Genomic DNA, 12,350 nt, shown 5'->3' with positions numbered 1-12,350 from the left:
CTGCCTGTCAAGCTCGACTTTCTCTCTCGCGAATTTCTTTGGCCCGGCGTTCCCTCGCCCGCTTGATCATCCCGGGGACGAAGGAGAGGAGGATCAGGAGTGCGCCGGCGATCGACGCGTGGAACAACGCGGTGCGGCGGGCGCCGGCGACGCCGGACAGCAGGGCGTCGGCGAAGTAGGTGTAGGCGGCAGTCACCGGCAAGTCGCCGATCATCGTGCCGGCCACATACGACGCGAAATCGAGCCCGACGAGGCCGCAGGCGAAATTCAGGGCGTTGAACGGCAGCACGGGTATCAGCCGCAGCCGCAGGACCGTGGAGAAAGCGTGGGCATCTGCCAGTTTCTCGAGGGCGTAGATCTTTCGTCCGCCGATGCGCTCGACGGCGTCCTTGCCGAGAAGTCTGGCGAGCCAGTAGCCGCCGATCGCGGCGATCGAGGCCCCGATCCAGTTGAGGAGCGTGCCCAGCTCGAAGCCGAACACTGCTCCGCCCGTAAGCGTAAGCACTGAGCCGGGCACGCCCAGTGTCCCGGCAACTGCATAAACCAGCAGGAATAGCGGCACAGCATACGGGGCATCGCGCAGCGCCCGCGCACGCTGGGCAAATTTCGTCATCCCCCCGTGCGACAGCCCAAGATGGCGCGCGACGATGAACGTCGCGGCCAGTATGACGACCAGAAGCGCGAGCTTGGCGCTCGCTTTGACTGTAGCACGTTGCATTGATGACCAATATGCACGACAATTCCACCGCTTTTGTGACTGGATCGGTTCCTGTTACAGCGGAATTTCATTCGAGTGAGACATCAGTAGATGAATAGAATGATAAAACGATCCCTCGGCACGACCGGCGTAATGGCCATTTTCGGGGCTCTTGCCTGTGCATCCGCGGGAATTCCGCGCCAGCCGGTGGCGGCCGGTGCCCCAGTGGCAGAATCGCAAGTGCGGGCGGTGATGGCGGCATTGGCCGACGACTCGATGGAAGGGCGCATGACCGCCTCGCGTGGCTCCGCCAAGGCCGCGGCATTCATCGCGGGGCAAATGAGGTCGATCGGGTTGGTTCCACAGGGAGATAGCGGCTATTTCCAGCGCGTTCCGATCGCTGTCACGCGCCGGGCCAACGGCCAGGAGCGGCTGACACTGGCGGCGAGTTTCGCGGCACTCGACACCTTTCCGGCCGACCACCGCAAGCTCGGAGTCAACGTGGTGGGGATGATCCGTGGAAGTGATCCGGCTCTATCCCAGGAAGTCGTCCTCGTGGACGCTCACTATGACCACCTCGGAATCGGCAAGGCTGTTGACGGCGATTCGATCTACAACGGCGCGGACGACGATGCATCCGGCACGACGGCCGTTGTGGAGATTGCCCGGTCGATCGCGGCTGGACCAGCACCGCGGCGCACCATTCTCTTTGTCGCTACGACGGGCGAGGAGGTTGGCCTGCTGGGTACTCGCTGGTTCATCCAGCATCCGCCGGTTGCGCTCAAGGCGGTCGTGTCTAATCTCGAGATCGAGATGATCGGTCGTCCGGACTCGTTGTCAGGCGGCGTGGGACGCGCATGGCTGACGGGATACGACCGCTCGACGATGGGGCCGATGTTCGCAGCCGCGGGCCTGCCGATTGGTCCCGACAAGCGCCCGGACCAGCACTTCTTCGAGCGAAGTGACAACATCGCTTATGCGGAGATGGGTATTCCGGCGCACACGATGTCGAGCTACAACATGCACACGGACTACCATAAGCCGTCGGACGAGCTGTCGCGCGTCGATTTCCATCACATGACGCGCGTCATTCAGGCGGGTGTGAAGGCGGTAAGGATTCTGGCGGATGGCCCGCTGCCGCACTGGAATCCCGGCGGCCAGCCGGCGCCTCGCTGAGGCGCCGGCAGCACGGCACTCATGGTTTGACGTAGCGATACAGATTGTCGATGCGAATTGCGCGATACGCTGCGGTGGCGGCCACGCCGGGCGCGGAGTTGAGCTGCATGCGATTGACGAGCGCGCCGCTCGGTGCGACTTCATCGACAAGTCCGAAGTTGGTCCACGCAACTACCGTATTGCCGTTGGCGAGTCGCTGCACCGATCCCGTGAACTGATTGAATACGGACGGTTGCGGGACATATTGCCACACCATCGTCGCCGTCTTCGCCGATTCATCCACTGCGTATTCGACTGCCCGTGAAGCGCCGGGCGTGTTGGACACGCCGTTGTCGAACAAGAGGAAATGGCCGTTCGGTAGCACACGCACTGAATGTTGTCCGCTGAAGCCGTTTTGCGGATCGTTGATGAACGTGAATTGATTGCGCGCGCCGCCGAGCTGCCAGAGGACCTTGTGTGTGTTCGGATCGATCTTTACGATCGCGCCGAGGTTGCGGAACGACGCGATTATTCCGCCGTCGAGATCGAAATCGATTGAGTTGGGGTGATCGATGGACTGGTCATTCAGTGGAGGGTCGACCTTGTCGTCATGGGTCCAGTATGACCATCCCTGCATGAGCGTGTCGACCGCGCCAGTTGCGCTGATTCGAATGAGCTGATGCCCCGCGACCTGGTCATCGGTGTCGCCGCCATATGCCGACTGATCGATGTCGCGGATGTCGTATCCAAACAGATAGTCCGCAGTGCGCGCTCCGTTTGCGTCGCTTGTGACGATCAGTTCGTGACCGTCGGTGTACTCGCTGCCCGTCGCTGTGATGCTCCTTACCGAGTCGCCTTTGGGGGTTATCTCGACAAATGCACCCGGGTCTGGATCTCCTCCTCTCGAGTTGCCCACATACACGGTCATGTCCCCGTTGCTCTGCTGCTTCGCTTCCTGCACGTACAACGGACCGCAGTCATGATACCAACGGATGTTTCCGGCTCCATCGAACGCGATAAGGTAGCCGTGACCCGCGATGCCGGAGATGGCGGTGAGTGTGTAACCGGATGTGGGCGGCGTGCCGGACACGAGCGTCATGCTTACGCCGGCAAGTGCCTGCGGTAACGGTGGAGATGTGTATGACGCGCCGGGCCCGAGCACTGACGTCGCGCCGCGACGTGCTTCGAGCATGATGGTGTAGGACGTCCCTGCGCGCAGACCGATCAGGGAGAGTGTTCCCTGCCCAGCCCGGGACCATGGTGTCACTCCAACGTCGCTGCTGTCGGATGAGGCGTAGTGCGCGCGCACTGAATCCGCGGTGCCTTGCATGAAGCCGACTTCAGCGGCGTCGGGAAGGTCTGGATTGGTGTTGATCATCCTGACGGCGAGCGGCGCAGGCGGTTCCGTCAGGCTGGGGTCGGCATACCTGTCACTGCAGCCGACCGCAGAGGCGAGAATGGCTGCACTGGCGAGTGTGAGGCGGACGGTCGTTATCGTGGTCACGGAGCGGTTCGTTGGGTTTTGCGTTTGCGCGCATTCGACGCCAGCGGACAGCTTACATTAGGCTGTTAATGAACTATTTATGCTTTGTTAATGCGGGTTCGGACGCGGCCATCAAATCCGGTCACCATTCATGAAATGCTGAATCGCTCGGCTTATTCGGGAACATACTTTGTTCTCGGAGTCGTTCTGCTCGCGTCGCTTATCGCCTCGGCTGGAATCGGCGCGTTCACGTTCACCCCTTCCGAGATGGTGCGATACGTCGGTGAAGGCTTTGGGTGGATCAGGACGACGCCATCCGACACGCTCAACCGCAACGTATTTCTTCAGCTCAGATTGCCGCGCGTATTCCTCGCGGCACTGACCGGAGCGGTGCTGGGGGTCTCCGGCACGTTGATGCAGGGAATATTCAGGAATCCGATAGTCGAGCCAGGACTCGCAGGGACTTCCGCCGGTGCGGCGCTCGGCGCATCCCTGGTGTTCGTGTTTGGAACCACGAGCGCGCTGGCCCGGCCGCTCGGATCGCTGGCGGTGCCCGTGATGGCATTCGTCGGCGCGTTCGCGGCGACCATGCTGGTGTACCGCGTTTCCACCTCGTTCGGAAAGGTCAACGTCTTCACGTTGCTGCTGGCTGGCATCGCAGTGAATGCCGTATGCGGAGCAGGCACCGGTTTTCTCTCGTATGTCGCACGCGATCCACAGGCGCGCAACATCACCTTCTGGAACCTTGGCACTTTCACGACGGCCGACTGGCGCGGTGTCGTGATGGTGGCTGCAGCGTTCGCTGGATGCTTCGCCATTTCCATTCGACATGGAAAGTCGCTCAATGCGCTCATGCTGGGTGAGGACGAGGCTGCCTTTCTCGGCGCGGAACCCGAGAAACTGATCCTGCGGCTCATCATAGTCAACACGGTGATGGTTGCCGTTGCAACTGCGATGGTTGGTGTCATCGCTTTCGTTGGACTCGTGATTCCACACGTGTTGAGAATGCTCAAGTCTTCCGATTACACATTCCTGATTCCTGCGTCCGCATTGCTGGGTGCGGTGATGATGTCTGTAGTCGACATCGTGGCGCGCATGATAATCCCACCGGCGGAGCTGCCGGTCGGGATCATAACGGCGGTTGTGGGCGCGCCGGTATTCCTCTGGATTCTGCTTCGGCAGCAACGGCGCGGCGCGGCGAGCTTTTATGGTTGAGGTGGTCGGAGCCAGCTATCGCGCTGGCGGCAATCTGATTCTCGACGATGTCACTGCGCGTTTCCGTCGTGGGCGCTTCAACGTAATTCTGGGACCGAACGGCGCCGGAAAGTCCTCGCTGCTCAAGATCGCTACCGGACTGTTGCGGCCCTCGGCCGGCCACGTCACGTACGATGGAAGATCTGTGCGCGATTTTGGACCGGCCGAGCTGGCGCGGAGGCGTGCGGTGCTGTCGCAGCACGTCGAGCTCGCCTTTCCGCTGCCGGTGCGGGATGTCGTTCTGATGGGGCGGTATCCGCACTACGGTCGCTCTCCGGGGGCTCACGACGTCGAGATCGTCGATCGCGCGCTCGAGATGGTGGGAATGCTCGACCGGCATGCGCAACACTATCCTACGCTGTCCGGCGGCGAGCAGCAGAAAGTGCAGCTGGCGCGCGTACTCGCGCAGATATGGAGCTACGACGGTGCGTCGGCTCACAACTATCTCTTTCTGGATGAACCAACGGCGAGCCTCGACGTTCACTACCAGATTCATCTGCTCGATGTTGCGCGTGAATTGCTGGCGCATGAATGCACTGTCGTTGCGATTCTTCACGACATGAACGTCGCGTTCCACTACGGAGATGCATTCTTTCTAATGGAAAATGGCCGCCTCGTAAAGGAAGCCGACGATGCCCGGGAGCTCTCTACCGAGCTCATCGAGCGGGTGTTTCGGGTAACTGCGCGACGGATTCCGGATCCGGCTGGTGGTGAAGAGATGTGGCGCTTCACGCTGTAGGACTGGCGACAGCGTGACGAAAAAAAGGGGGCTCTGCGAATGCAGAGTCCCCTTTCACTTCGAACCACGCGGCTGTGCTACTCGTAGCGCAGTGCGTCGATCGGGTTGAGCGAAGCTGCGCGACGCGCTGGCCACACGCCGAACAATATTCCGACGACGGCGGAAAACGCGAATGCCACGAGGACCGCGCTCACCGAAATCGATGCGTTCCAGTTGGCGATCTTCGTCATCGCCAGTGCGCCTCCGCCTCCAATCAGAATCCCGCCGATACCGCCCAGCATGCAGAGGACCACGGCCTCTATAAGGAACTGGAGGAGGATGTTCAATCGTGTCGCGCCAAGGGCCTTGCGCACTCCGATCTCACGCGTGCGCTCCGTCACCGATACGAGCATGATGTTCATGATGCCGATTCCGCCCACAATCAGACTGACCGCTGCGATGCCGGCAAGCAGGTACGTAAACGTCGCCGTCGTCTCCCCGAGTGTGTTGAGGAAGTCGGCCTGACTTCGAATGTTGACGTCGCTCTCGGCGCCCGGCCGGAGCCGGTGCGCACGCGCGAGGATCGACTGCGCCTCGGCCATCGTCGCCGTTACCAGCGAATCGTTGGGAGCGAGCACATTGATCGTACGTAGCTGATCTCTGCCATAGATGCGGTAGCGCATCGTCGTGATGGGGATGAGGACTTCATCATCGGGGTTGCCGAATCCGGTGCCCTGACCCTTTGGTGCCAGAGTTCCGACGATCCTGAACTGGATTCCCTGGATTCGGATGGTCTCGCCAATGACCGACTCGCCATTCGTGATACCGAGGTCCTGAAGTACGGCGTCACCGAGTACCGCAACCAGCTGGCTGCCCTTGTCCTCCGCGTTCGTGAACATGCGTCCGGACGCGACGGTGTAGAGGCGAACCTGCGGGTAATTCAAAGTGGTACCGATGATGTCGGTGCTGGTGTTCTTGTTGAGATACTGAACCTGCGCCGTCTTCTGCATCTCCGGCTCGACCTGCGTGATGAGCTTCGCGTTCGTCCGGAGTGCTTCGGCATCCGCCATCGTCAACTTCGCGCGGTCGGTGCTCGATGCGAGACCGCGCGAAAAGATCTGTCCCGGCGAGATCGAAATCAGAGTTGTTCCGAGCGCGGATATCCGCGCCTTCACTGCCTCCTGGGCTCCATTTCCGATCGCCACCATCGCAATGACCGCTCCGACGCCGATAACCACGCCGAGCATCGTGAGCACCGAGCGCATCTTGTTGGCTCGGAGTGCGGTCATCGCGATCGATATGGTTTCTCCAACGGGCATCATCTTGGACGTCCTCCTCCTCCCGCTCCACCAGCGGCTGGTCGGGTCGTATTGCTTCCACCTGGCAATGCACCACCAACCATCGACCTTGCGCGCGCGCTGGACTTGTCGCGTGACGCCTGGAGAGCTATGGTGGCGAGAAGCCCGACCTCATCGCCTTCCTTCAGTCCGCTGATCACTTCGGTGTAATCGAAGTCGCTGACTCCGAGTCTTACCATCCGCGGCGACCATCCCGTCGGCGTCTTCACGAATGCTACGACCGGTGCGCCAATGGCGCCCGATCCACCGCCCGCGAACGCTGCGCGCAGACATGCACGCGCCGTATCGGCCGAGACGCTCGCACTCTTGTAGATCGCTTCCGTCTTCTTGTGGGCTGTTGCCGAATCAATCGTGCCAGCACGGGTCTGAGCGCGTACAGAGTCGAGCAGGGCACGCGCATTGACCTTGTTGAGCTTGGCCATTACGCCGGTGCAGACGGAATCCGGCACCGTGATGCCGCCTCCGAACCCACCGCCACCACCACCGGCACCACCGGCACCGCCGGCTCCGCCACCGGCACCGCGACCACCGCGACCTCCACCGGCACGCGCACCGCCTCCACCACCCGCGCCACCGGCACCACCAGCTGCGCCAGCGCCACCAGCGCCAAACCCGCCGCCACCACGGCGCACACCGAGCGCGTCCATCGTGTCCTGACTGATGCCAAGCTCTGCGCCGATATCGACTGCGTCCTTCATGCTTCTCACGGCGTCGTTCGGTACTGCGATCACGTTACGCCGTTGCTGCGTTATGATGGAAACTTCGCCGTTCATGCCTGGGAGCAGCGCCAGATCCGTGTTCGGCAGAGAAACGAGAACCGGGAACATGGTAACGCTGTTCTGGATGACAGCCTGCGGCTGAACCTTCTCCACGGTGCCGGCGAACGTGCGGCCGGGAAACGCGTCGATCGTGACCGAGACCGGCATGCCTTCGTGAACGTTGCCGACGTCGGTCTCGTTGACGAGCGCCTGCATGCGAACATGGTGCAGATCGGCCACCGTAAGAATCGTGCTACCACCACCAACGTTCGATGTGGCCGATGAAACTACCGTGCCGACAGCCGCGGTCTTGCTGATGACCGTACCGGAGACCTGCGACCGGAGCGTTGCATAGTCGAGGTTCTGTTGCGCGGTGCTGAGCGCGGCCTGCGCGGCGACCAGTTGCGACGTTGCGTTGGCCGCATTGATGATCGCCGTCTCGTGCTCGTCGGCCGTTATCACCTTCTGCGCATACAGGTCATTCGCGCGCTGCAGCGCGGCCTTGGTAACTGTGACGTTCGCCTCCGCGGCAGCTTCAGCTGACTTGGTGCGCTGGTAATCGTTGTTCAGAGTGCGCGTGTCGATCTGCACCAGCAGATCGCCCGGTTTGACGACCTGGCCGATCTCTACCGGCATCTTCATTACGAGGCCCGATGCCTGAGATTTCACTGGCACCGTATCTTCCGGCTCTACGGTTCCCGTTGCCTGGGCCGTGACGATGATATCGCGACGTCCGATCGCAACGGTGGGAACCGCTGCCTGGTCATTCTTCTTCTTGCTGCAAGCGCCGATTGACGTTACCGCCAATGCGAGGAGCAGCTTGGTACGTCCGTTCATCGTGTGACTCCGTTCGATCCGGTTGTTACGGTGACGAGTGGCTGCCCAATGAGTGCTTCGATCTGCGCCGTTGCCAACCGTACTGTGTTGCGCGCGGCGATGAGGTTTGCTTGTGCCTGGTTCAATGTCGTCTGAGCTGTTAACAAGTCCACGATGGTTGATAGTCCGAGATTGTACCGCTGCTGCACCACGCGCAGGTTTTCAGTTGCCGCGGCGATCGACGCCGTCTGCACAAGGATCTGCTCCTGTCCGAGACGAAGCGCATCGATGAACTGCACGGACAGTTGCTGTGCTGCCAGCTTGGCGTCCCGTAGCGTCGCCGCAGCGTTGGCCTGATTGATGGCGGCGTTCGCCAACTGTCCTTCCCTCTGGAATCCATTGAAAATCGGTATGCTCAGTGAGAAGTTGAGCTGTCCGGTATATATGAAAGGGTTGTTGCCAAGCCCGTAAGCTCCGGCGCCGCTCCCGCCACGTGAGTAGTTCGCGCTGAGTGTCGGGAGATACGCGGCGCGTGCTGCCTTGCGCCGCTGTTCGGCGGCCGCCAGCAGATAGACGTCCTGCGCAATATTGGGTGCTGCCTCCGCCCGGGCGACAACTGCGGCGCTGTCGATCTGCACCGTGTCGCGCGCTGTTACTTCCGGATCGTTCAGCGCAGCCGACAGTGGCACGCTCGATCCGACCAGTCGAGTGAGCGTCGCGTTGGCGTCGCGCCTCGCATTCTGCGCACTGCGAAGCGCCAGTTGTGCATTCGCGATTTGCACGACCGCGGTCAGCGAATCGGACGCGGTAGCGGCACCCGCTACAACGCGCCGGCGCGAAGCATCCAGTTGCTGGACCGCCTGCGCCAGCTGGGTGCGTGCTGCCTGTTCACTCTCGAGCGCCGAGAGCGAAGCGTAGAACTGCTGCTCCACGTTCAGCGCGATTGTGAACGATTGCGTGACCTCGGCTTGCGTGGCCGCCGCCGCCTCGGCCTTCGCAGCCTGAAGGTTCGGAATGTTCTGGAAGTTGAACAGCTGAGCGCTGAATCCGAGCGAGTTGTTGTAGTTCCATTTATCGCCGGCAATGGTTACAGTCTCACCCGCCGAGTTCACGCGCGTAAGTGATCCGGCACCCGTGAACTGGCGACCTGCGCCAAAGCTCGCCGTGATGCTTGGCAGGAACGCGCCGTAAGCCGTGCGAACAGCCACCTTGCCAGACTCCACACTTCCACGCGCGGCGACAGACGCCGGCGAGTTCTGCTGCGCGAGCCGGATGGCCTCCGAGAGCGTGACTGGCTGAGTGCCAGTGCTCACGGAATCCTGGGTCTTGGTGGCGCCCTGTGCTCCTGCGGCGAAGACGGGAAGGACTGCGGCTCCCAGAACAAGAAGAAGTCGGCCCCCTGTCCACCCCGCGGTCCTGACGCCCCAACGGCCGGAAATTCCTCTAGGCTGCAATTGAATTGTCATGAAAGTTGTTTGTACCGGCCGCGGCGGGCACTGTGTGCCGTCGCTGCCAGTCTAGCAGCGTCCGCCGGCCTCTGCGTTTCCGGCCTTCCGCCGGAGAGGTCGAAAAAATATTCGACCTCTTCTAACATCATTACAGGTTGCTACGCCAAAACGTTTGGAATTGCCTTCCGGCCGCAGATGTTCCCCGACCCTGAGCTGGCTCCGCGGCCGCTGCGCGATTTATGCAACGTGGGATCGTGAACCACATTCGCGCCCCGGGCGCTCATGGAGTGCATGGCCACATGGGTACTGGTATTGATCGCAAGCAGGCACGGACACGCCGCCGCCTGACAGACGACCCAGCACAAGCTTCTGAAGTTCCTGACGCTCACAACGCGCCAGCTCCCACTCCCCCGATCTACCCGAAAACCTCCCGTGAGTTCGAAGCCGCACGTACGGCCCTGGAGCTCATTTTCGGGCCGCCGGAGGAACGAGCCTTCGCTGTCCAGTTCTGGAATGGCGAAGTCGATGGCAGCAACGATCCTACGCCCGCCTTCACCCTCGTGCTGAACCATCCCGGCACGCTACGCCGGATGTTGCGTCCGCCCTTCGAGCTTTCCATCTGCGAAGCCTTCATCGCAGGCGATTTCGACGTCATTGGCGATATCGAGCGGGCCACCGCGCTCGAAAGCGACCTGAGGGGCGGCCTTTCCAGTCCCTTCCGCCTCGCAAGGATAACCCGCGCACTGCTGACTCTCCCCGTGGGCGATACGCCGGCTCCGCATCCGGTCGTCAGAGCGCCCGAGTCCGGCGCTCTCCATACCCCCGAGCGTGACGCGGCAGCCGTCAGATCTCATTACGACGTCGGCAACGACTTCTACAAGCTCTGGCTTGATAAGCGAATGGTCTATTCCTGTGGCTACTTCACGCACGCCGATGCATCGCTCGACGACGCGCAGGAGGCCAAACTGGAGCACATCTGCCGAAAGCTGCGGCTGAGCCCTGGAGAAAGGATGCTCGACGTCGGATGCGGCTGGGGCGGTCTCATAATGCATGCTGCCGAGCACTTCGGCGTCAGCGCCGTCGGTATAACGCTCAGTTACGAACAGGCGGCATACGCACGCGAGCGAATCCGGGAAAAAGGTCTCGAATCGCGCTGCACGGTCGAGGTGCGCGATTATCGTCATCTGACTGCAGATCAAGATTTCGATAAGATTGCGAGCGTCGGCATGGTCGAGCACGTGGGACGCGCCAAGCTGCCCGTGTATTTCGAGCGGCTCTTCAAGTACCTGCGGCCCGGCGGCCTGTTGTTGAACCACGGAATCGTCCACGCCGGTGGCCAGCGGAAATCCAAGCTTCGCGATCGGGTTTTCGAGAGGCTCTGGGGCGACAACGCCTTCATCAACACGTACGTGTTCCCTGACGGCGAATTGCCGGAGCTGGCAGAAGTCGTCGCGACCGCCGAGGCCGCCGGCTTCGAGACGCGCGATTCGGAGTCGCTGCGCGAGCACTACGCGCTCACGTTGCGCAAGTGGGTGCAGAAGCTGGAGGCCGAGCGTGATGCCGCGGTGGCATCCGCGGGAGAGGAGATCTACAGAATCTGGCGCCTGTACATGGCCGCCTCTGCATATGGATTCGCCTCCGGACGCCTGGCGATAGATCAGGTGTTGCTGGCCAAACGCAGGGATGACGGCAGGTCGGAGATTCCTCTGACTCGAGCTGACATCTATGCGTAAGGAGAAACGGTTACACTTGATGGCATGAAACGTCGCCCTCATGGCATCCGGCTCGTCTCCATATGCGTCTCACTTGCAATTGTTCCAACCGCGTCAGTTGCCGCGCAACAGGTTGCCGCGCAATCGGTTGCGCTGCAACCTGCCGCGACGCGGACCACAAGTGATACATCAGCCCCTCACACTGGTATCCTGAATCGGCGCGACGCGATCACGGCGGCCGCTTTCGTGCTGGGCACGGCGGCCGTCATGCCGTTGGACCGCCACATTGCAGTCGAATCACAACGGCAGTCGCTTCAGAACAAAACCGCACTCCGGCACACAATGACCGGCATCCGTGTGCTCGGCGAGCCAGGGTCGATCATCATCGCTGGCGCCACGTACGTCTACGGACGGGCGGAAGATTCCCCACGCTCGGCGGAGCTCGGCCTTCGTACGATCGAGTCCATAGGTGCAGCGGGACTCACCACAGTGGTCATCAAGGCGTTCGCCGGCCGTGGTCGCCCGTACGTCAGCAGCGACACGAATCCGCACTTGTACAAATTCGGCCGCGGATTTCACGACGACAACTACACGTCGTTCCCATCGGGCCACGTCACGACGGCGTTCGCGGCAGCGTCTGCCGCAAGTCAGGAGATCGGATACCTGTGGCCGCACGCGTCCCACCTGTGGACGCCCGTGCTGTTCACGTCCGCGTCGCTTGTCGGAGTTGCACGGATCTATGAGGACAAGCATTGGGCAAGTGACGTCGTCGCCGGCGCAGCAGTCGGAACTCTGGTATCGAGGGTGGTGGTCCGCTACGCGCGCGCACATCCGCGGAATGCCATCGACAGATGGCTGCTTCCTGTTGGTGTGTCGCAGATGAGCGGCGGACGCGGGATGGCCGTTGCCTGGAATTACAAATGGTAAGGGCGCGTACGATACGCGCCTGAT

10 protein-coding genes are annotated in these 12,350 nt (G+C 61.6%); 5 read left to right on the top strand and 5 right to left on the bottom strand.

The features are described from left to right. Positions 1-7 precede the first annotated feature (7 nt). Positions 8-718: a TVP38/TMEM64 family protein gene (locus V4529_07880; GenBank protein MES2358252.1), complete on the bottom strand. Its 711-nt coding sequence runs from the start codon at positions 716-718 to the stop codon at positions 8-10. A gap of 99 nt (positions 719-817) precedes the next feature. Here V4529_07880 and V4529_07875 point away from each other — a divergent pair, with 99 nt between their 5' ends. Next, complete coding sequence (locus tag V4529_07875) at positions 818-1,873, top strand: M20/M25/M40 family metallo-hydrolase (GenBank protein MES2358251.1); 1,056 nt, start codon at positions 818-820, stop codon at positions 1,871-1,873. Between the two features lie 19 nt (positions 1,874-1,892). Here the strand turns inward: V4529_07875 and V4529_07870 are convergent, their stop codons facing one another. Beyond that, complete coding sequence (locus V4529_07870; GenBank protein MES2358250.1) at positions 1,893-3,356, bottom strand: aryl-sulfate sulfotransferase; 1,464 nt, start codon at positions 3,354-3,356, stop codon at positions 1,893-1,895. 135 nt (positions 3,357-3,491) lie between these two features. Between V4529_07870 and V4529_07865 the strand changes: the two genes are divergently transcribed. Next, positions 3,492-4,550, top strand: coding sequence for an iron ABC transporter permease (locus V4529_07865; protein ID MES2358249.1), 1,059 nt, complete (start codon positions 3,492-3,494; stop codon positions 4,548-4,550). Beyond that, entirely contained in the window at positions 4,543-5,328 is a 786-nt protein-coding gene (locus V4529_07860; GenBank protein ID MES2358248.1) for an ATP-binding cassette domain-containing protein, read from the top strand. The genes V4529_07865 and V4529_07860 overlap by 8 nt, the downstream gene beginning before the upstream one ends. A 77-nt stretch (positions 5,329-5,405) precedes the next feature. Here the strand turns inward: V4529_07860 and V4529_07855 are convergent, their stop codons facing one another. Genes V4529_07855 through V4529_07845 form a run of 3 tightly spaced genes read right to left on the bottom strand, consistent with a single transcriptional unit; the run spans position 5,406 to position 9,705 of the window. Then, complete coding sequence (locus V4529_07855; GenBank protein MES2358247.1) at positions 5,406-6,596, bottom strand: ABC transporter permease; 1,191 nt, start codon at positions 6,594-6,596, stop codon at positions 5,406-5,408. 29 nt (positions 6,597-6,625) lie between these two features. After that, positions 6,626-8,260 (bottom strand): efflux RND transporter periplasmic adaptor subunit, encoded by a 1,635-nt coding sequence (locus V4529_07850; GenBank protein MES2358246.1) that lies wholly within the window; start codon positions 8,258-8,260, stop codon positions 6,626-6,628. Next, positions 8,257-9,705 carry a TolC family protein gene (locus V4529_07845; GenBank protein MES2358245.1) on the bottom strand — a complete coding sequence of 483 codons (1,449 nt, stop codon included), beginning with the start codon at positions 9,703-9,705 and terminating at the stop codon, positions 8,257-8,259. Before V4529_07845 ends, V4529_07850 begins: the two co-directional genes overlap by 4 nt. A 281-nt stretch (positions 9,706-9,986) precedes the next feature. On the opposite strand from V4529_07845, the gene V4529_07840 reads away from it, so the two are divergent. Together V4529_07840 and V4529_07835 are read left to right on the top strand one after the other, a co-directional pair. Continuing rightward, positions 9,987-11,420, top strand: a complete 1,434-nt coding sequence (locus V4529_07840) for a cyclopropane-fatty-acyl-phospholipid synthase family protein (protein ID MES2358244.1) — start codon at positions 9,987-9,989, stop codon at positions 11,418-11,420. A gap of 24 nt (positions 11,421-11,444) precedes the next feature. Continuing rightward, on the top strand, positions 11,445-12,326 hold the full coding sequence (locus V4529_07835; protein ID MES2358243.1) for a phosphatase PAP2 family protein: 882 nt from the start codon (positions 11,445-11,447) through the stop codon (positions 12,324-12,326). Positions 12,327-12,350: the final 24 nt, after the last annotated feature.

It is taken from the genome of Gemmatimonadota bacterium (assembly GCA_040388625.1).
GTDB lineage: Bacteria > Gemmatimonadota > Gemmatimonadetes > Gemmatimonadales > Gemmatimonadaceae > Fen-1247.
The sequence above is the reverse complement of the archived record's forward strand: the minus strand, read 5'-3'. Positions and strand labels throughout refer to the sequence as shown.